Source organism: Paenibacillus alkaliterrae (genome assembly GCF_021532375.1).
In the GTDB taxonomy this organism is placed as follows: domain Bacteria; phylum Bacillota; class Bacilli; order Paenibacillales; family Paenibacillaceae; genus Pristimantibacillus; species Pristimantibacillus alkaliterrae.
The window spans coordinates 1-21,138 of sequence record NZ_JAKGAP010000032.1 but is presented as its reverse complement, the minus strand read 5'-3'; the positions used below and the strand labels follow the sequence as shown (position 1 = coordinate 21,138).

The window sequence follows — 21,138 nt, the reverse complement described above, 5'->3', positions numbered from 1 at the left end:
ATGTTCAAAATAACTACAAAAAAATCCGGCATCAAAGCAAGACGCTCGCTTGCCGGCAACATCGCGATATTCGGATTCGTGGCGGTTCTCGGTCTGTTTTCAGCGTTTCCGTTTCTATTCGCCATTATCACTGCGCTGAAGCCGATCGACGAGCTGCTTCAGTTCCCGCCCAGGCTGATCGTAATGAGGCCGACATTAAATAATTTTACGGATTTGTTTCAGCTGGCATCGAATATGTGGGTCCCGCTGTCGCGTTACATTCTCAACACGGCATTTATTTCTATCTTAGGTACGGTGTTGCACGTGCTGTTTGCGGCAATGGCCGCTTATCCGCTGGCGAAGCACAAGTTTCCGGGCAGAAACATCCTGTTCTCCATCATCGTAATGGCGCTTATGTTCGTGCCGCAGGTGACGTTCATTCCGCAATTCGTGCTCATGTCGCAACTCGACATCGTGAACTCGTACGCTGCCTTGATTCTGCCTTGGATCGGAGCTTCACTTGGCTTGTTCCTGATGAAGCAGTTCATCGAACAGCTGCCGGACGCGATATTGGAAGCGGCGCGGATCGACGGAGCAAGCGAGTTCAAAACGTTTTTCTCGATCATCTGGCCGAATTCAACGCCAGCCATTATGACGGTTGTTATTTTTCAATTCATAAATCTTTGGAACTCCGCGCCGAAAGAACTGATTTTCAGCGAGTCGCTAAAAGTGTTCCGTATGGCGCTTGAGCAAATCGTGGCGGGCGACCCCATCGCGAGAATGGGGGCAGGTGCCGCTGCCGCGGTCATTCTCATGATCCCGCCGATTATCGTATTTATTTTGCTGCAGCGCAAGGTCGTAGAGACGATGACCTTCGCAGGGATCAAATGATGGAGGTAAAAGGAGGGGCCATGAAAATCAAAATCGTGCTTGCTGCCGCGCTGCTTCTCCCGGTTTTGGCCGCAGCGCCGTTAACGGTGAAGGCCGAAGCGCCTTACCAGTCTTATGTATATAACGAGTGGGATAAATCGAAAGCGGCTCCAGCAAGCTATTTGCCGGAGCAGTCCTATACGGGACTGGAGCTTGGAGCCGGCTTGTTCAGCGAGCCGCAGGATCTGTACGTCGATAAGAGCAACGCGATCTACATCGCAGACACCGGCAATAAACGAATCGTTAAGCTGAACGACAGGTTTGAGACGGTTGACATCATCGACAAGCTGGATTGGGACGGCAAAGAAACGACGCTGGCGACGCCAATGGGACTGTTCGTTTCCGATGACGGAACGATGTATATAGCAGACAAGGATAACGGCCGCATTCTTCGCGTTAATGCGGATAAGCAGGTAGAGCTCGTGATCGAGAAGCCGAGCGATCCGCTCATACCGGAAGGTTTTCCATTCAAGCCGACCAAAGTGGCCGCTGACAATGCGGGCCGGATATACGTGCTGTCGGAAGGTCAGTTTTACGGCTTGATGCAGTTTAACAGCGAAGGAAAATTTACGGGTTATTTCGGAAGCAACCGGGTTGAAGTGACGCCGGCCGTCGTGATGGAGACTTTTTGGAAAAACATCCTGTCGAAAGAGCAGCGGGCGGCCATGATGAAGCTGCTGCCTATTGAATATTCGAACCTAGAGATCGGTAAAGACAACTTTGTTTACACCACGACGATCATTTCCAAAAATTCGCGGGAAGAGATAAAGAAGCTGAACCCGCTTGGCAACAACGTTTTGACGGGCAAGCAAGGAGCGGCAGATTTCGGCGACAAGGAGTTTTCGTTCAAGCAAGGGGTAAAGCAGGATACCTCGTTTATCGACTTGACGATAGACGCGGACGGCTTCATTGCAGGACTTGACCGGACGCGGGGACGCGTCTTCGAATACGATTCGGAAGGCAACCCCATCGCAGTGTTTGGCTCGCTGGGCAATCAGAAGGGGACATTTCTGCAGCCGTCGGCCGTGTCGTATTGGAAGGGCGAAATGCTCGTACTCGATTCCACGAAACGCAATATAACGAGGTTCGCGCTTTCGGAATATGGAAGCCTTGTCCGTCAAGCAACCGTGCTGTACAACCAAGGGCTTTACGAGGAAGCGGCGGTCATCTGGGAAGACGTGGCCAAGAGGAATGCCAATAACAGCATCGCTTATACCGGGATCGCGAAGGCGCTCGAGAAGGCAGGGAAATACGGCGAGGCGCTGGTCTATTACCGGCAGGGAACGGATCGTTCCGGCTACTCGGATACGTTCGGACAAATCAGGATGCAGGCGGTGCGGGATAATTTGCCAATCATCATGACGATTTTCATCTGCGCTTTGGCTGGCTATTACGGCTGCAAGGGCGTTAGAGCGGCAAGGCACAAGAGTCGAAGGGAGGTTAACCGATGAGTGCAACTTCCGCTTCCAGCAAGAAGTTGAATCCTTTAAGCTGCCTGCTTCATCCCTTTGACGGTTTTTATTCGGTCAAGGAGGAGGGCAAGGGCTCGGTGCTCGCATCTTGTTTCATCGTTCTCGTTTTTTTCATCGCTGCCGTCTTTAAGCGGCAGAGCACCGGTTATACATTCAACCTGGCCGATCTGAGCGCTTTGAACGTGTGGCTGATCGCAGCGAAAACGATTGTGCTGTATGCGCTTTGGGTGGCGGGCAACTGGGCGGTTGCAACGTGGATGGACGGCGAGGGCAAAGCGGTTCAGATTGGAATCGTCAGCGCCTATGCATTAATTCCTTACGTGGCATCCATCATTCTCTCTACGCTGCTCAGTAAGGCGCTTGTTCAAGAGGAAGGCATGTTTCTGGGCTATATAACGACGGTCGCGATGATCTGGAGCGCGGTGCTGATGTTTATCGGCATGCTGACCATCCATGATTACGGCGCGGTCAAAACGTTGCAGTCGTTTGCGTTGACATTTGCGGCTATGGGGATCGTTATTTTTTTGGCGGTGCTTTTCTACACGCTCTTCCAGCAGGTGTACGTGTTCATCTATACGATTTACAACGAATTGCTGTTCCGCCTATGAAGCGAACGTTGATCAGAAAGGGGAAGGCAGCATGAACTTACGATTATGGACGGCCTTCATGGCGGCTATGCTGCTTGTTATAACCGCAACCGGCGGGATTGAAGTAAATTTCGCGGCGAATCAGACAAAGAGCGCAGCGAATGGCGGCGGACTTGTCCGAGCGGCCGACACAGGCAGACTTGCGCTTGACTACAACCCGGAAACGGCTGAGATTACGGTGACCGATAAGGTGTCAGGAGCCGTTTGGACGAGCAATCCAGTCGACCGGGAAGCGGATAAGCTGGCCAAAGGGGCCAAAAAAATGGATCTTTCAGCGCAATTGCTGCTGGATTACGTGGATGACCAAAACAAGCCGTTTCAATTGAATAGCTTTACGGGAAGCGTGAAGGAAACACAGCCCGTATGGACTGAGGTGCAGAACGGAATCGAAGTGACGTACGAATTTCCGAAAGCGGGCTTTACGGTGCCGGTAAGGTACACGTTAAGCGGCGATGCGTTCTCCGCATCGATCGTAACGGAAGGAATGAAGCAGGCCGGCAAGTTCAAGCTCGTGAACATAAGCCTGCTGCCTTTCTTCGGAGCAGCCGGAGCGGCGAACGAAGGTTATTTATTCGTGCCCGACGGCAGCGGGGCGCTAATCAACTTCAACAATAACAAAAGCATCTACAAAAGCTATAACGAAAGGGTATACGGCCAAGACCAATCGCTCGACCTGCCCAGCAAGATGGAGCAGAAGGAAACGGTCAGGCTGCCGGTATTCGGAATGAAGAAGGATAATTCGGCCTTCGTCGCCGTCATTCATAAAGGCGCTTACCAAGCCGGAATTACGGCGGAAGTAAGCCGCAAAAACAACCAATATAATAACGTCTTCAGTTATTTGAACATGATGGAGTTCGAAACGAACCTGCTGCTTGAAGGCACGCTTAACGAGAAGCAGGTAACGCGTTCCTCGCAGTCCATGACGGGCGGCGCTGCCTATGCAGTCAACTATTATTTCCTGAATGGAGACGAAGCCGATTATGCAGGCATGGCGGGCAAGTACCGCAGCTATTTGCAAAATGAGCTGGGCGTGAAGCCGGCTGCTGAGGCAGGAGCAACAGGAGAGAAGCAGCTTCCGCTGCTAGTCGACTTTGTAGGAGGGGTGAAGAAGAAGGCAACCTTCCTTGGTGTTCCCTATAACACCGTAGAGGTGCTGACCTCATTCAAGGATGCGGGAAAAGCGGCGGATCGCTTGCTCGGCGACGGCTTCGCAAACTTATCCGTCCGATTGGAAGGCTGGACGGCGGGCGGCGCAAAGGATGAAATTCCGGTATCGCTGGACGCGGAAGGCAAGCTTGGCGGAAACAAAGGCTTTAAGACGCTGGCGAAGGAGCTGGAGGCTAAGGGTGTCAAGTTCTACCCTGCCGCCGACCCCGTCAAGCTGTATGAAGGCGGCAACGGCTTTAGCAAGTTTTGGGACGCCGCGAAAGGAATCAGCCGCGCTCCTGCGCTGAAGTATGATTACCGGTTAAGCGACCGTGTGAAAAACAAAGATTTAAAGCGCTGGTATTTGCTGAAGCCGGAGTCGGTGAACGAAGCGGTCGACCGGTTTACCGCTGCCGCAGCGAAGGGCGGCCTAAAGTATGCTTCGCTGCAAACGGTAGGGTCGATCATTTATTCCGATTTTCGCAGAGACAGCCAGCCTAAGAACGCAACCGGTACGGCATGGGAGAGCGGTCTCAAGAAAGGCCAAAGCAATCTCGGAGGCTTGATGTTCGATCACCCGAACGCTTACGCCTTCCCCTATGCGGAAAGCTTGTCGGATGTGCCGCTTTTCTCCAGCGGATTCGATACGGAGGATGAAGCCGTTCCGTTCTACAGCATCGCGTTAAGCGGGCTTATACCGGCCTATAGCGAGCCTGTTAACCTCTCGAGCATGCCGCAGCGGTATTTGCTGAAGCTGATTGAAACAGGCACTTATCCGGCCTACCGGTTTATCGCGAGAGATTCCGCGCTGCTTGCGAATACCGAATACGACTCGCTTTACAGCGCGGATTTCAACTTGCTGTACGGAGATATGACTGAACAATACGACAGCTTGAACGAAGCGCTAGGCGAGGTGATGGGGCGTGCGATTACGAACCATGAGAAGCTGCAAGAAGGCGTATATCGCACGACATTCGAGAACGGCAAGACAGCCGTCGTCAATTACAACAATGAGATGGCTGCCGTCGGCGCTGAAAGCATTCCGGCGCTGGGCTACCTCATCCGTTAGGGGGTGAACGCATGATCAGACAACTACGGGCTTTGCCATATACGAAGAAAAAAGAGCTGTACGGCTTTCTATTCGTACTTCCTTGGATACTCGGCTTTATATTGTTTTTCGCCAAACCGTTATTCACGTCGCTCCTCTATTCGTTTCAAAACTTGGAGATGACGCCAGAAGGGCTGCGCGGCGTATTCATCGGCTGGGACAACTTTGAGTACGCGCTGTTCAAGGATCCGGCTTTCATTAGAGAAGTGACGAATTCTTTCGTCAACATGCTTTACGGCGTTCCGCTTATTCTGGTGTACAGCCTGTTCGTGGCCGTGCTGCTGAAGAACAAGTTCCGGGGCAGAGGATTTATGCGTGCCGTCTCCTTCCTTCCGGTCATTATCGCCTCAGGCGTGCTCATGCAAATTTTGAAGGAGGATGTATTCTCGCAAGGGATGCGCGGCGGGGCGGAAAGCGTGTATTTGTTCACGGGTGCCGGGATTAACGGTATCTTGAACGAGCTTGGCCTGGGAGCGCAGCTCATTGAAATTTTCAATAACGTCATTTCCCGTATTTTCGATTTGACGTGGCGGTCCGGCGTGCAGGTGCTGCTGTTTCTGGCAGGCCTTCATGCCATACCGGGCTATTTGTACGAAGCTTCTTCGATCGAAGGGGCGAGACCTTGGGAGCAATTTTGGAAAATAACGCTGCCGATGCTGACGCCAATGATGCTGCTCAATATCGTTTATACCATTATCGACACGTTCACGGATTACGGCAACAGCGTTATTCTGATGATTTACAACACGGCTTTCTCGCAGGTCAGGTTCGGTTACAGCAGCGCGCTCGCGTGGCTGTATTGCTTGTTGATCGCCGTGTTCCTTGGCGCTGTCTACATGCTGCTCAAGAAACGCATCGTCTACATGCAGGATTAAACGGAAAGCGGGGAACCCGAATTGAACGCAATCATTCAGAAAAAGCAGATGAAACGGGCGCGGAAGACACTGACTTCCATTATTCGCTTTTCTCTTCTGGCGGCACTGGCTTATCAGCTGTTGTATCCGCTCTTGTATATGCTGAGCATGGCGCTCCGCCGTCCGGAGGAAGCGATGGATCCGAGCGTCATCTGGGTTCCGAAAACCTTTACGCTCAGCAATTTCGCCGACGCGCTGCGCGTCATGGATTTCTGGGATGCGCTGCAAAACAGCATGATCATCGGCATCGGCTGCGGCCTCCTGGACGTATTATCATGCGCCTTCGTCGCTTACGGCTTTGCGAGATTCAAGTTCCGTTTCTCGGGGCTGCTGTTCACGCTCGTTATTCTGACGCTGGTCGTGCCGGTCCAGACCATCATTTTGCCGCTCTACGCGGACATGAAATATTTCGATGCTTTCGGCATCATGAAGCTTACTTCCATGGTGACCGGCGGACCGGACTCGGTGAGCTTAGTCGGAAGCTACTGGGCTTTCTACCTGCCGTCCATGCTTGGCATGGGGCTTCGCTCCGGATTATATATCTTCATCTTCCGCCAATTTTTCAAAGGGATGCCAAACGAGCTTGAGGATGCGGCTTATATGGACGGCTGCGGACCGTTCAAAACCTTCTTCACCGTTATGCTTCCGAACGCGAAGAACGCGATTATTACCGTGTTTCTCTTCTCCTTCGTCTGGCATTGGAACGAGTTCTACATGTCGAATCTGCTGCTGGGCAACTTGAAGAAAAACTTCGCCATCGCCCTATCGTCGCTTCGCGTGGATTTGCAGGCCGTCGTCAATGTGCAAACGATCAGCGATCCGCTGGTCGTCGTAACACGGATTCAAGCAGGCGCTTTGCTCGCTATTTTGCCGCTGTTCATTCTTTATTTGGTTACGCAGCGTTACTTCACGGACAGCATCGAGCATGTCGCCATTAAATAAAGACGCATTACTAAGTTGTGTGCAAGCAGGAAGGGAGGCGAGGCCAGGCCAGGAGGTTTGCGGTGAAGTGTCAGGCGGATTTGCGAAATAGCACAAATTAGGGGAGGCATTTTAGAATGGTTAAAAAAATGAAATCAATGGCAGTTATGATTGCAGCGGTTATGATGATCGTCACGGTAATGGCCGGCTGCTCCGGCAATAATGGCGGCAACACTAAAACAAATGAAGGCTCTGCTGACAATACCGGCAACAAGCCGGCAGCAATAGAAGAAGCACAGGAAGAAGCGCCTAAGCTGGAAAACGGCGATATTACGATCTTATACCATACATCCAAAGAGCAATACGATGAAAATAAAGCGGCAAACCCTGCCGCTTATGACGCGGTATGGGAAACGGTTCCGCAATTCGAGCAGGCTTACGGCGGTAAAGTAAACGTAATCGCAGTGCCGTGGGGCGATCAAAAGTCAACGCTAATTTCGATGGTAAACGCAGGCGACCAGGTTGACGTAGCGCAAGCAAACGATCAGAACTTCCCTGTCTATCCTTTGAAAAAAATCGTGCAGCCGCTTGATCAGTACATGGATATGACGGACGGGTTCTGGAACGCTTCGGTAACGAACGCATTCACATTCGGCGGCAAGCCTTATGCAGCGGGCGTAGGCGCGGCTCCGATCGTGATCTACTACAACAAAACCTTGTTCGATAACAATGGCGTAAAATCGCCGGGCGAGCTTTACAGCGAAGGCAACTGGACTTGGGAAACATTCCGTTCGACTGCGCTGGAGCTTACGCAGGATACGGACGGCGACGGCAAAAACGATCAATACGGCTTTGGCTGGTGGGATGCAGGCTATCCTCTGATGGTTGCTTCCAACGGTTTGACGCTTCTTTCCTACAAGGAAGACGGTTCCATCACATCGAATTATGAGTCCGACAACGTGAAGGAAGCGATGCAGTTCACGCAAGACGCGCTTTTGAAAGATAAATATATCGATAAAGACAAAGAAGGCGACTACTTCAATGCGGAGTTCAAAAACGGCAAGCTGGCCATGACGGCAGAATACGGCTTCGGCGGCTTCACGGTATTCAAAAGCGATTACGAGATCGATTTCGTACCGGTTCCGACAGGGCCTAAAGGCACCAAGGATGTCGGTCCGGGCGGAATGTCCGGCTGGTCGATCCCGACGGTATCAAAAAACCCGCAAGGCGCCGCTGAATTCATCAAGATGATGTCCGAAAACGAGCTTAAGGTTGCTGCGGAAAACAATGTGAAGCAATTTGGTCAAGAGAAGGTTGATCAAATGAACGAGCTCGGGGGCAAAATCCTGTTCGCGCCAATCGGCGTCGAGAAGTACTGGGATGCGAACACGGCTGCTTTGACCGGCATCAAGGACGGCACGCCAGTCGGAACGTTCGCGGCTGCTGCAAAAAGCATGCTTGAGGAAGGCATTAAAATTACTTTGACTCAATAAACAAGAAGCTGCAATATCCGCCGTCATGCATGCATGGCGGCGGGTATCGTTATATACGGCAAGAATGGAGCTGCAATCCGTTTGGCATAATTAAAAACGCATGCAAGGGTAGGTGAGTTACATGGAGCATACGACAAACAAGCATAGCAAGCATCAAGCGTTCATCGCGCAAGCCGATGAAGCGCTATTAAAGAAAAGAAACGCCGTGGATGCCGCGTTCCGCCTGCATTACCACGTTATGCCGACGGCCGGATGGATGAATGACCCGAACGGAATGATTCATTTTAACGGCGATTATCATCTGTTCTACCAGCATGACCCGTATCAAGCGAAGCAGGGGCCGATGCACTGGGGACATGTTAGGAGCAAGGATCTTGTCCACTGGGAGCATCTTCCGGTTGCGCTCGCGCCATCCGAGGAGTATGACAAGGGCGGTGATGGCGGGCAAGGCTGCTGGTCGGGCAGTGCGGTAGACGACAATGGAACCTTGACGCTGATCTATACGGGGCATGTTGACGGAAAAACGCCGGAAGAGGTACAGTGCCTGGCGACGAGCAAGGACGGCGTGATATTCGATAAATATGCGGCAAACCCGGTAATCGGCGATTCTCCGGATGCGAAGCGCTTCGGCTTCCGCGATCCGAAGGTATGGAAGCGCGGCGGCAAGTGGTATATGGTAGTCGGCTATGGCAAAGACGGCATTGGAAAAGCGATTGTTTATACATCCTGCGATTTGCTGAAGTGGGAATTTGCAGGCGCTGCGGCGGAAAGCGACGGCTCGATGGGTGACATGTGGGAATGCCCGGATTTATTCCCGATCGGGGATGCGGATAAGCATGTTCTGCTTATTTCCCCAATGAATATAGCGCCGGTCAAAAACTTGTATTTGTCGGGAACATTCGATTACGAAAGCTGCCGCTTTGATAAGCAATATGCTGAGCAAATAGACTACGGTTTCGATTTCTATGCGCCGCAATCGCTATTGGACGACAAGGGTAGAAGAATCATGATCGCATGGATGAACATATGGGGCGCAACGATGCCGGAGCAGGCGCATGGCTGGCTTGGCGCGATGACGCTGCCGCGCGAGCTGACGCTTGCAGCGGACGGATCGCTCCGGAGCAATCCGGTGCCGGAATTGATTGCATTGCGGGGCCGGCATGCCGCAGCAGCGGATCTTACCTTGGATGAAGGCCGTTTCGTCGAAATACCCGGCGTTCGCGGCGATTCGTTAGAACTGATCGCAGTGTTCGATATGTCTTCTTCAGATGCTTCGGAGTTCGGACTGCGGATTCGCTGCTCAGAGGATGGTTCGTCATACACGGAGATTCGTTACGCCAAGTCGGAGCAAAAGCTTTATATGGACCGAAATCTTGGCGGAGCGGGCGATGGCGGAGTCAGCGCAGCGCCGCTGCAGCCTGCGGCGGACGGACGCGTACAACTGCGGCTGTTCATCGACCGGTCCTCGGTCGAATTGTTTGCGAATGACGGCCGTATCGTGATCACGAACCGGCTTTACCCGGATCCGGCTAACGTGGGGATCAAGTTCTTCGCCCGCGGCGGGTCGGCCGTTATCGAAACGTTGGATGCATGGGAACTGAGTTCGATTTGGTAATGGATGCGATTGATCCAACGTGCGAATGGTGGGGCTGTATAGTGTAATTATTTGTTTTATTCCCACGATCTAATGCGTCCGAGGCACGATTGAGGCCGAGCGAAGCGCAATAGATCTGATTTCTAGATCTATTTTTGCAATTTTGGTTAGTTTGTAAGAAATAGCGCTAATTTTTAGATCTATTTTCTCGTTCTGGCGCGTAAGAGGCCCGATTGAGGCTGTGCGAAGCACAATTGAGCTAATTTCTAGCTCTATTTTTGCAATTTTGGTTTGTTTGAAGGAAATAACGCTAATTATTAGCTTTATTTCCACGGTCTAGCCCATTTGAGGCTCGATTGAGGCCACGCGCAGCACATTAGAGCTAATTACTAGTTGCATAATTGCAATAGAACGGCCGGCATTGCTCGTGAAAAGAGCCGAATCGGCCTTTTCTGTTGCAGTAACTGCAGTGGAATGATATGCCTCGCTCGCGGTATATGAGTTTTTTGTATGATGCTGATTTAGATCACGCAAATAATTGATAGCGGTTTCATTGAAATTAAAACGTTAAGGGGGATTTATCGTGAGTTTAAATAAATTATGGGTGGCGTTGCTGTCCGTTGTGCTCATCTGGTCGTTGCTGTTGCCGGCCAGCCCGGGCGATCGCGCATACGCTGCGGATACGGCAAAGGTTATGCAGGGCTATATTCCGCTTTCGGGAAGCTGGACGCCGGAGGGGCGTGCGGCGGTTAGCGGGAGCAGCGGTTCAGATGCGAATGCTTTCTTGATGTCGACGACAACTGCAGGAACGAATTTTGTATATGAGGCGGAAGTAACGGTAAACAGCGCATCGCCATATGACGTAGGCTCGCTCGTGTTTCGAGCGAACGCAGAAGGCACCGAAGGGTACGTCGTCAACCTGGATCCGAATATGGATCGGGTACGGTTGTTTGATTGGGCGACTAATAGCGACGTCGGTCAGCCTTATACGACTGCCATTGAGCCGGGTGTTGCTTATCATGTCAAAATTGCAGCAGACGGTTCAAACCTACGCATTTATATAAACAATCAATTGGTAATCGACGCGCAAAGCACCTCTTATATTGGCGGCAATGTCGGCCTTCATATCTATAACGGTAACGTTCAGTTTAGCGGTGTCGATATACAAGAGACAAATACGAATTTGAGCGGTTGGACGACTAGCGGAGGCCAGTGGACAACCACGTCCCAAGGCTGGGAAGCTATAGCGCCAGAAAATGAGAACGCTTACGCAATGGCTTCGACGGTGGCGGATGACTTCACGTATGAGGCGAATGTTCTCATACGTGATCAATACGCGGTAGCGACCCTGTTATTCCGGTCTAACGCGAACGGCTCGCAGGCCTATGCGCTGCAGATTGATCCGAATGCCGGCCGCATACGGCTAATGGACACGAACGGAGATCGCGAGCTCGGCGTAAGCACTGCCGAGCTTGTTATCGGAAACATTTATCACGTTCGGATAAGAGCGGAGCAATCGTCGATAAAGGTCTACTGGGGCAGCGGGTACGCGCCTAAAATTTCGGTCGCCGATCATACATACACAAGCGGGCAAGCCGGTTTGCAGGTATGCAACGGCGCTGCGGTGTTCCAAAACATATTGGCTGCCGGGTTCAGAACGAACTTGACAGGCTGGTCGGCGACAGGAGGCACATGGACTCCGCATCTGGAAGGACTGAAGGCGGTAAGTCCGGGAAGCGGCGCCGCGTATCGCGTATCCTCGGGCCCGGCCTCCGACTTCGTTCTGGAGGGAGATGTTACGATAGCGGATGGCGGCGGGAAAGCAGGACTGTTGTTCCGTTCTAATTCAAACGGTACGGCTGGCTATATCGTTGAATTAGACGCTGCGGCAAGCCGTATCCGGTTGGCGAAGGCTGGCGATGGAACCGAGCTTGGAAGCGCAGCCTTCACGGTCCAAGCGGGCAAAAGCTACCATTTGGAGGTTGCGGCAAATGGCTCCGATATCGATGTTTTCGCAGACGGCTACGCATCGCCAGTCCTATCGGTACAAAACGGTGAAGTGCTTAGCGGAACCGTCGGCTTAGGCGTTACGAACGGCGCAGCCTATTTTCAAAACGTATACGTGACGGAGCGACCGGATTACTATGCGGAGCTTTATCGCCCGCAATATCATTTCACTCAGGCGGGAGGGTGGGCGAGCGACCCTAACGGGCTGGTCTATTTTCAAGGGGAATATCATCTGTTTCATCAGGACGGCGGACAATGGGCGCATGTGGTGAGCACCGACCTCGTTCATTGGAAGCTGCTGCCGATCGCGATCAAATGGAACGAGATGGGGCACGCATGGTCTGGCTCGGCGGCAGCGGATACAGAAAACAAATCAGGATTGTTTAACGGCGTGCAGGGAGGCGGTCTAATCGCTTACTATACCTCTTTCAATCCGGACAAATGGAACGGCAATCAGAAAATCGGCGTTGCTTACAGCAGCGACAAAGGACGTACATGGGAGTTTCATGATGGAAACCCCATTATCGAAAATATCGGCGGTGCGGGCGCGGGCTGGGATTTCCGCGATCCGAAGGTTGTATGGGACGAGGAGCATAACCAGTGGGTAATGGTCGTGTCTGGCGGCGATCATATTCGCTTCTTCAAATCAACAAACCTGCTTGACTGGACGGCGATTGATTCGTTCGGGTACGGAGCTTACGTTCATAACGGAGGTGTGTGGGAATGTCCGGACTTCTTCCCGTTATACGTCGATGGAGAGAAGAAGTGGGTGCTCCTCTTCAGTACCGGAGCAAGGGCGGAGACGAACGGCTCCGATTCGGAATATTTTATCGGCAGCTTTGACGGGCAGCGCTTTACCAGCGACAATCCGGCCGAAACCGTATTGAGATACGAGAGTGGAAGAGATATGTATGCAGCTATGACATTTGCGGATATGCCGGATGGACGCAGAGTGGAGATCGGTTGGATGTCGAACTGGGATTATCCGTTCAGCTTCCCAACCTCTCCTTGGAAGGGTCAAATGTCCGTACCGCGGGAGCTGAAGCTTAAGAAAAATGACAATGGGGACGTTCGTCTCGTACAAAAGCCGGTCGTCGAGCTTGAAACGTTGCGGGGAGCCGCAGACTCTTGGAGCAATGAGACCGTAACGCCAAGCAGCGGGAATTTGCTTGCTGGCCTGTCGGGTACTGCTTATGAAATCGTGGCAGATCTGGAGCTGCCTGCACAACATGCAGCAACGGAATTCGGCTTCACCGTTCGTGAGCTTGGCGGACAAAAGACGATCGTCGGTTATCAGCAAGGTGCAGCAAGCCTGTTTGTCGATCGATCCGAGGCTGGCCGGAATGACTTTACGGAGCTATTCAGGCCTGAGCAAGCAGCGAGCCTTACTCCTGATGAGAATAACCGTATCCAAATGCGTATTTTCGTTGACAAATCGTCGGTAGAGGTATTTGGAAACGACGGAGAAGCCGTTATTTCCAGCTTGATCTTTCCTGGAGCAGCTAGAGATGGCATGAGCTTCTACGCTAAGGACGGAAACGTAAAAGTCGTTTCGCTAAACGTCTATCCGTTGTCGAATATATGGCGTGATGAAATGGCTGGGGGCCAGTCACCTGCTAAGGTTGTCATGGATCTCGGCAAGCTGGAGCTTGGTGTTGGTCAGACACACAGGCTATATGCTTCTGTACGGCCTTACACGGCTAATAATAAGGAACTATTATGGAGCTCCAGCAATACTGCGGTAGCAGCCGTTTCCGCTGCGGATTCCCGCGGCGCGTCGGTGACGGCGGTCGGCGAGGGCAGAGCTGTTATTACGGCGGCAACACAGGATGGAGGTATTGTCGGTGAAACAGTCGTAACAGCAGGTGAATTCCATACGAACCTGTCCGGGTGGAAAGCGGCGTCAAAAGGACAATGGCTGACGACATCGGACGGCATTGCCGGCATGTTCGATAAGGATACACATTATATGTCGGCGGATAGCGCGCGCAACTTCGCTTACGAGGCGGATGTGAAGCTGGATCCGGCCGGGGGAGCCGCATCGATGCTGTTTCGCGCCAATGCGGACGGCTCAAGCGGGTATTATTTTAACATCGATCCGAATATGAAATCGCTGCGGTTATTTTATAAGGATGACGGATCGTTCCATGATGACCAATTGCTCGCGAAGGTGCCGGCATTCGTCATGCCGGGCAAAACCTATAACGTCAAGATCGTTGCGAATGGTTCGAGCATAAAGATTTATTTCGATGACAGCGCCGAGCCGGTTATTGACGTGAACGACGTCACGTTCAGCCGGGGGTATTTCGGGTTAAACGCGTTCGGCGGCAGAGCCTATTACCAAAATGTGTTCGCGTTGATCGGCGAGCCGAAGCAGGAGCCCGTCTACAAAATCGTAAATCCGGGCAGCGGAAAAGTGCTTGAGGCTGACCATGCATCAAACGGCGCTCACGTTAAAATCCGAACGGATTCCGGAGCGGACAGCCAAAAGTGGTATGTCGAGCCGAATGAAGACGGCAGCTATACGATCCGCGGAGCCGTAAGCGGCAAAGTCCTTAACGCATCCGGCTCGGATGACGGCTCGCACGTCCAAATATTGCGTAATTTCGGCTATGACAATCAACGGTGGACAATGCCGGCGAATGAAGACGGTACACTTGCTTTCGTCGCGGCCAATAGCGGCAAAGCTCTCGATATTGTTAACGGCGGAACCGAGGACGGAACCGCTGTCCAGATGTGGGAGCGCAATGATTTTGAGGCGCAAAAATGGACGCTTGTGGAAATTGCGCCTCCGGCGGAAGGGGGTGACGGCATCCCGGGCGAGGGAACGGGTGGTGATAGCGGCGACACTCCGAGCCAAGGAACCTCAGATAACGGGAAGATTATTGCCCATATCGACGGGATAGAGGTGACCTTCGCAGTCGGCAAAACCGAGCAAACGGCTGGGGGCGCGTTGACTAAGATTACGGTGGATGCGAATAAGCTCAAGCAGCTGCTTGGAAAAGGAAGCAGCCATAAACTGACCATTCACGTCCCGGAAGAAGGCGATGTAAGGCTTGATGGCCTATCCGTCCCGGACTTGATGCTGCTAAGTAAAAAAGGTTCAAGTCTGACTGTTCATACTGAATATGGCATATTTCCGATACAAGGAAGCAAGGATTGGAATAAGACCATTAAACCGTTTGGCGACGAGGCCGTATTAGCTGACATTAAGGTGAGCGCATCAATTGTCAAAGCTTCAGAGCAGGAAAGGAAGCTTGCGGCAGCTACTGCTGCCAAAGGCGGCTATCATCTGCTGGTTGATCCAATCAGTGTGACACTGCAGCTCAGCTTTGGAGGAAGAACAATTGATATTGTTGGTAACCGAAGTGAAAACGGTCAAATATGTCACGCTGCCAGCAGACTTGGATGCCGCTAACGTATCGACGGCGGCAGTCGTATATACGGATGGAACGGCCTACCCTTTGCCGACTTTGATAGAACGGAACGAGAATCAGTATAATGCGAAAGTTACGGATTGGAACAACAGCTCCATGTATACGCTCCTGCGGAACGATAAATGATTCATGGATACAGAAGCACATTGGGCGAGAGAAGCGATAGACAGCATGACAGCACGACTCATCGTTTCCGGGAGCGGGAAGGATACGTTTTCTCCGAATCGCAAAGTAACTCGTTCCGAGTTCGCCGCTATTGCGGTTCGCTCGCTTGGCTTCATGCGCGCAGTAGAAGAGAGCAGCGCCTTCTCTGATGTGAGAGACGGAACGTGGGAGCATGATCCTGTAGTTATCGCGAGTGAAAGCGGGATCGTCTCCGGCTTTGAGAATGGAACGTTCCAAGGCGACAGCAACATGACGAGGGAGCAGGGCATGGTGATGCTCGCGAATGCGCTTCAACTTGTTTTGGGCGATTCGTATGTTCCGATGACGGAGGAAGAAGCAGATGCCGTACTGCAGCAGTATGGAGATGGAGCGCAAGCGTCGGACTGGGCGAAGCCGTCTATTGCCTGTTTAATTAAGGCCGGCATCGTTCGGGGGGACGACAGCATGCAGCTTCATCCGTTGGACACGCTGACAAGAGCGCAGGCGGTAACGATTATTAGCAGCATGCTAGAGCATATTTCGTATATTTAAAGTCACTAACATTGCATTAATTTTCCTTTTCAATGAAATGGCAGGTAGTACCTGTCCATAATCCATCGAAGAGGATTACCCCATGGATAAGAATACCCTAGTGATATTTAATATTATGATTTGACCCCAAAAAGGTATATATGACTTTCCAGAGCGTTTCGCTCCTTCAAATCAAACAGGCGATCTGGGGATAATATTTTTGGAAAAACCAACTTTGAGAGGGTTTACCCCATTCTCGTTTGGTATTTGAACACTGAACTGAAGTTAAATGCGCCAATCTTTGCACTTATCCACATTTTTGAACGCAGCAAACCAAAGACGGGGAGATTATCCACATCAAATCGACGTCTTATGGCTGAAACCATACCTTCGACTCCCGCCCGAAACCTAGATAATTCACGGTGTCGCTCTGTTCCATGTTTAATTCTCGTGGCATCGGACTGACGTTTGGTTTCCGTAAACCGAACGGTGTTATTCTTTACCTGCTGTTGCACAGGGCAGGTAGAAAGCATGGGGCAGGTTTGACATACGCCTTTATCAAACGTTGCCTTGTATACCTGCTTCTCTTCGTTATACGAAGACCGAAGAGGTGCATGTCCAGCGGGACAGGCGGTAATGATCTGTTCGTCATTCACTTCAAATTGAGTCACAGGAATATGATCTACGGCTGCTTTTCGTCCTGTCATATTAGAGAAGTTCATTTCAATATTCTTGCTTTCTGCAGCCTTGACGGTTTCTTCGCGGTAGTAGGCGCCGTCGACAGCCAGTACTTCAATATCTTCTGCGAGTGGACTCTTTTGTACGAACGCTTCTCCAAAAGCAGCATCACTGTGTATATTTGGCTGCACATCAAAGTCGAGTATGAGACCAAGATCCTTCTCGACGTCTCGTACTTCAACGATATTGGTCACATAACCGATGTGTCCCTTACCACCTTTGTTTCGGTAGGTGGCGCTAGAATCGGATGGATTTTGAAGACCATCAGGCTTCAGCTTAGCTCCTTCGATGGCAATGCGTACGCCTTCTTCGGTTTCAATACATTGTTCCCGCAGTAGACGAGTAAGTTGCTGGTAGGCTGTGGTGCCGTGAAAATCACGTAGTCGATTCACATGGTTGTATAATTCGCTGGCTTGATCGATGAGATGTTCCAGCTTGGAACCAGCCTCTTCACTGCGTGTGTGGTAAAGAAGTGTGTTGCGGTACCCTTCTTTTAAGAAGTCTTGAAATGCTTCGGGTACCAGTCCCTTATCTTGTTTATGCAAGGCCTCAATCATAGCCGTAACCACGCGGTAGACGAGTTCAAGCCGGGAGAGCTTCTTACACGCACTACTGACCATAAAGGAATCCATACGAGCCATGCTTTTATTCATTCCGACGAGTTCTGCTAGTTTGTCAGATAGGGCCTTCATCTCTTGCTCGAATAGGTCTTCCTGATGTTTCGCTTCATATTGAAGCAGTCGCATCCTGAAGTTAGTGAGCGTATTGATGCAGATTCCTTCACTCTCAATATCACTTATACCGAGAGCGTATTGAAAACGATAATCGAAATACAAAGATGCGATTAGCTGTTCATCCGTCAGCCCATGCAATTCCTTTAGCAGTAGCAAACTGATGAGGATATTTACTGGCCGATTAGGTCGGCTGTAAATCTGGCTATACATGGGAGGGAAGCGGTCTTCATTAACGGACAGAAACACGTTAGCGTAGAAGGATCCCGCCCAACCTTTCTCAAGAGATTCCACCAAGGATTTTGGAAGTTGCATAATGGGACTATCCATTGTGATCTGTTGTTCTTTTCTTCCGTACTTGAACATTTGTAATTCTCCCGGTCAATTCTTTGAATATTTCCATTTTAACAAATGTTCGGGCGTGGTTATATCAAAATCTCGAGTTAAGACCTTTTTGGGGGCGAATCATATTATAACTTCGGTCAAATAGTTGATCATGGAAAATAAAGATGTAGATTGTACCTGTAGATGTTCAATGGAAATTTTCATATACACTAACTTGAGATAAATAGACAACTCCAATTAGGTTTGTTCAGCTGAACGATTGTTCATGCGGACCGGCTAGAATTAATTTGATTGCCGTAAAGTAGGGAAAATCGTTTTTTTTACTTGCAACAATTGTCTTAGTGTATATTTTCGTTAAAATATTGGCAGGACTACACAGTGGAAAAACTGTGGAGAGAGACATTCTAGTCATCGGTGGTATAACTAAGGCCTTTAAAAAAAGAAGCATCCCCGTGTTTGCGTTTTGGCAAACATCCTGGAGTTGCTTCTTTGTTTTGATTACCAATGAAAATCAAGAACCGTCTTCTTCCAATCACGGTGTTCGGCTGTCTCGTCAAAAGATTGTTTCAGATCTTCAATCGAATGAATGCCGATTACTTGAGTCGGCAGCAAACGCTTCAGTGCTTTTTGATATTGCGGATTTTTCATGGCCTCTACAACAGGAGGATAATCCGGAATCGTGCTCCGGCTACTACCGACGAGGATGAGGCCTTTCTCGAGCACATCCCGGGTGTTGATCGAAACCAGTTCTTCCGTGACGCCCATCAGAATGATTCGCCCGCCGGGATTCATCATCTGGATCGCCTGGTTGACGGCGGATGAGCTGAAATGGCCTCCCGTACATTCAATGGCGATATCTACTTTTTCCCCATTATCGAAATCATAGTCTTGTACAAGCGCACGTTTGGCAAATTGAAATTCATTCAGTTTTTCCGCGATTGCTCCGAACGCCAGTAGACGTTCAGTTTCCACTCTGAATAGATAGTGTATCAATGAGCTTGTCAAATAGCCGACCGGACCGTCTCCGAAAACCGCTACTTTTGCCGTTTTAAACGAGTCTTTCAGGTGTTTGATCGCTTGGTAAGAAACAGAGATGAGTTCGGCCAATACCGCAATGTTATCGGGAACCTCGTCCGGAATCGGAAGCACACTTTTAGCCGGCATCACTAATCGGCTTTGGGCGATACCATCATATCCACTGCCCAGAAAACGACCGCGCTGGCAGTAGTTTTCACCTAATTCCCCACTGCAAGCCGGACAGCAATCCTCCGGTTCGACACCATCAAGCAGGTAGCCGGGGATATTGGGAACGATCAAAACACGCTGTCCCGGTTTTAAATCAGGGGCTTTGCTTGCTACGATTGTTCCTACTCCTTCGTGAAGCAATGCCATAGGCAATTTCTTCTTCAGTGCTTCAGGTCGACGCTTCCCGGTATAGTAACGTAAGTCTGCGTGGCAAATACTCGAAAGTGTCGGCTCGATTACAACTTCATTTTCGCGAACCACTCGGTCGATTAGAAATTCTTCCATAATACCCGGCTGAACCAAACGATAGGTACGGGATTGTACGGTAGTCAATGTGTCCACTGTTCTAGTCACCCTCCAAATTATTGTTTGCCATCATGGTATAACGATCAAACTTGGATCACTGTAATTCCCATGTCTCTAAAGCCTTTCAGCTGCACTTCTGAAGCTTCTATGCCGGTTATAAACTTATGAATGCTTGTGATCGGTGCGACTTCATGCAGGGTGACTTTCCCGATTTTCGTATCATCCGCGGTGATAATGATTTCTTGTGCCACCTCAATCATGGCTTTTTTGACTTCGACGACATCTGCGTTCGTATTGGTGGAACCGTATTTGGCATGTATCGAGCTGGTGCCTAGGAAATATTTTTGAACATGCAATGTCTTTAAGGTATTCAAAGCAAACATACCATTAAGCATATAACTGTTGGGTGCCAGTATGCCTCCTATTACGATTACCGTAATACCTTTGGCCTCGCGTAGTTCTGCGGCAACATTAATGTCATTGGTAATGACGGTGATATTGGAGCGATTCACCAAATTTTTCGCGATATATAGTGTCGTTGTTCCCGAGTCTAAAATGATGTGTTCGCCATCTTGGACCAAATCTGCCGCTGCTTTGCCGATACGAGCTTTCTGTTCCTTCTGATCATTCAATCGCTGTGAGACTTCGGGTTCGTGATTGGCGCTTGTGTCCAGAATGACGCCGCCATGCGTTCGTTTCAAATAACCTTCCTGTTCGACTTCCGATAAATCGCGCCGTATGGTGGCCTCTGAAACCTGGAATTCCGAGGCAAGGTCAGTCACGGAGGCAACTCTTTGTTGCTTGACGAGTTCAATCAAGCGAATCTTTCTTTCGGCTGCAAGAATTTGTACCCTCTCCTTTCATAAATAGCCAATAGTCGAGAATATTCTGTAGTTGATTGATAATGCTTGATATTGACTATTATTGTTTAAAGATGCACGTTTGTCAATGTAAAAGCCGTATTATTACGCTTACAATCCATTTTTACTTTCATTTTTGATTATATTTTTGTTGATTTGTTCATTTTAATGAGGTATTATCTGGATACGAACAAAATTGATAGCGCTTTCCAATCAACGAAACTAAATGAGGTGAGGAAATGAGCACAACAATGAAGCCTATAGAACCAGCGCTCGTGCCGTTATTGTCCGAGAAACAAAAGATCAAAAAGAAGTCGATTGTCGGCTGGCTGTTGGTTTTACCCACGATCTTGTTTCTATTGTTCTGGACGGTATATCCGCTAATCTATGCCGCCTTTGTAAGCTTAACGAATTTGAATTTATCGCGGCCTGCGATGCAGAAATTCGTCGGACTGCTCAACTATAAATTGTTGCTGCAGGATGCGACGTTTCTTACTTCGATCAGCCAGACGATGCGGCTGACTTTCGTATCCATCGTGCTGGAACTGATTCTGGGCTACATGCTGGCGAAGTTCTTCATCAATGCCAAA

General features: G+C 50.4%; 14 protein-coding genes and 1 pseudogene. 12 read left to right on the top strand and 3 right to left on the bottom strand.

Annotated features, from left to right (window positions below; genetic code table 11):
• From L1N85_RS14720 to L1N85_RS14670, 11 genes are all read left to right on the top strand, one after another.
• Positions 1–870 (top strand): carbohydrate ABC transporter permease, encoded by an 870-nt coding sequence (locus tag L1N85_RS14720; protein ID WP_235239775.1) that lies wholly within the window; start codon positions 1–3, stop codon positions 868–870.
• A gap of 20 nt (positions 871–890) precedes the next feature.
• Entirely contained in the window at positions 891–2,360 is a 1,470-nt protein-coding gene (locus tag L1N85_RS14715) for a hypothetical protein (protein WP_235239773.1), read from the top strand.
• Complete coding sequence (locus tag L1N85_RS14710) at positions 2,357–2,989, top strand: YIP1 family protein (protein WP_235239771.1); 633 nt, start codon at positions 2,357–2,359, stop codon at positions 2,987–2,989. The genes L1N85_RS14715 and L1N85_RS14710 overlap by 4 nt, the downstream gene beginning before the upstream one ends.
• Positions 2,990–3,020: 31 nt before the next feature.
• A complete protein-coding gene (locus L1N85_RS14705) occupies positions 3,021–5,243 on the top strand; it encodes a DUF5696 domain-containing protein (protein WP_235239768.1) in 2,223 nt (740 codons plus the stop codon).
• A gap of 11 nt (positions 5,244–5,254) precedes the next feature.
• Positions 5,255–6,157 (top strand): carbohydrate ABC transporter permease, encoded by a 903-nt coding sequence (locus tag L1N85_RS14700; RefSeq protein WP_235239766.1) that lies wholly within the window; start codon positions 5,255–5,257, stop codon positions 6,155–6,157.
• Positions 6,158–6,178: 21 nt separating this feature from the next.
• Positions 6,179–7,138 (top strand): carbohydrate ABC transporter permease, encoded by a 960-nt coding sequence (locus L1N85_RS14695; protein WP_235239764.1) that lies wholly within the window; start codon positions 6,179–6,181, stop codon positions 7,136–7,138.
• Positions 7,139–7,254: 116 nt separating this feature from the next.
• Entirely contained in the window at positions 7,255–8,610 is a 1,356-nt protein-coding gene (locus L1N85_RS14690; RefSeq protein WP_235239763.1) for an ABC transporter substrate-binding protein, read from the top strand.
• 121 nt (positions 8,611–8,731) lie between these two features.
• The gene (locus L1N85_RS14685; protein WP_235239762.1) at positions 8,732–10,225 is read left to right on the top strand and encodes a glycoside hydrolase family 32 protein; all 1,494 of its coding nucleotides are present in this window, start codon (positions 8,732–8,734) and stop codon (positions 10,223–10,225) included.
• Between the two features lie 562 nt (positions 10,226–10,787).
• Positions 10,788–15,629, top strand: coding sequence for a GH32 C-terminal domain-containing protein (locus L1N85_RS14680; protein WP_235239761.1), 4,842 nt, complete (start codon positions 10,788–10,790; stop codon positions 15,627–15,629).
• Positions 15,559–15,774, top strand: a complete 216-nt coding sequence (locus L1N85_RS14675) for a hypothetical protein (protein ID WP_235239760.1) — start codon at positions 15,559–15,561, stop codon at positions 15,772–15,774. Before L1N85_RS14680 ends, L1N85_RS14675 begins: the two co-directional genes overlap by 71 nt.
• Before the next feature lie 3 nt (positions 15,775–15,777).
• Positions 15,778–16,344: an S-layer homology domain-containing protein gene (locus tag L1N85_RS14670; RefSeq protein WP_235239759.1), complete on the top strand. Its 567-nt coding sequence runs from the start codon at positions 15,778–15,780 to the stop codon at positions 16,342–16,344.
• 224 nt (positions 16,345–16,568) lie between these two features.
• Here the strand turns inward: L1N85_RS14670 and L1N85_RS14665 are convergent, their stop codons facing one another.
• The 3 genes from L1N85_RS14665 to L1N85_RS14655 form a co-directional block, all read right to left on the bottom strand.
• Positions 16,569–18,158 (bottom strand): transposase, encoded by a 1,590-nt coding sequence (locus tag L1N85_RS14665; RefSeq protein ID WP_235239758.1) that lies wholly within the window; start codon positions 18,156–18,158, stop codon positions 16,569–16,571.
• A 477-nt stretch (positions 18,159–18,635) separates the two neighbouring features.
• Complete coding sequence (locus L1N85_RS14660; protein ID WP_235239756.1) at positions 18,636–19,736, bottom strand: alcohol dehydrogenase catalytic domain-containing protein; 1,101 nt, start codon at positions 19,734–19,736, stop codon at positions 18,636–18,638.
• A gap of 35 nt (positions 19,737–19,771) precedes the next feature.
• Positions 19,772–20,506 carry a DeoR/GlpR family DNA-binding transcription regulator gene (locus L1N85_RS14655; RefSeq protein WP_235239754.1) on the bottom strand — a complete coding sequence of 245 codons (735 nt, stop codon included), beginning with the start codon at positions 20,504–20,506 and terminating at the stop codon, positions 19,772–19,774.
• Positions 20,507–20,787: 281 nt separating this feature from the next.
• Here L1N85_RS14655 and L1N85_RS14650 point away from each other — a divergent pair.
• Positions 20,788–21,138, top strand: a pseudogene (locus L1N85_RS14650) (hypothetical protein); the annotation flags it as partial.

Bases quoted from the DNA above. Each gene is read 5' to 3' on its own strand.
- L1N85_RS14670 (WP_235239759.1), top strand. From the start codon at position 15,778: ATGGATACAGAAGCACATTGGGCGAGAGAAGCGATAGACAGCATGACA.
- L1N85_RS14665 (WP_235239758.1), bottom strand. From the start codon at position 18,158: ATGTTCAAGTACGGAAGAAAAGAACAACAGATCACAATGGATAGTCCC.
- L1N85_RS14705 (WP_235239768.1), top strand. From the start codon at position 3,021: ATGAACTTACGATTATGGACGGCCTTCATGGCGGCTATGCTGCTTGTT.
- L1N85_RS14690 (WP_235239763.1), top strand. From the start codon at position 7,255: ATGGTTAAAAAAATGAAATCAATGGCAGTTATGATTGCAGCGGTTATG.
- L1N85_RS14715 (WP_235239773.1), top strand. From the start codon at position 891: ATGAAAATCAAAATCGTGCTTGCTGCCGCGCTGCTTCTCCCGGTTTTG.
- L1N85_RS14720 (WP_235239775.1), top strand. From the start codon at position 1: ATGTTCAAAATAACTACAAAAAAATCCGGCATCAAAGCAAGACGCTCG.
- L1N85_RS14710 (WP_235239771.1), top strand. From the start codon at position 2,357: ATGAGTGCAACTTCCGCTTCCAGCAAGAAGTTGAATCCTTTAAGCTGC.
- L1N85_RS14685 (WP_235239762.1), top strand. From the start codon at position 8,732: ATGGAGCATACGACAAACAAGCATAGCAAGCATCAAGCGTTCATCGCG.
- L1N85_RS14700 (WP_235239766.1), top strand. From the start codon at position 5,255: ATGATCAGACAACTACGGGCTTTGCCATATACGAAGAAAAAAGAGCTG.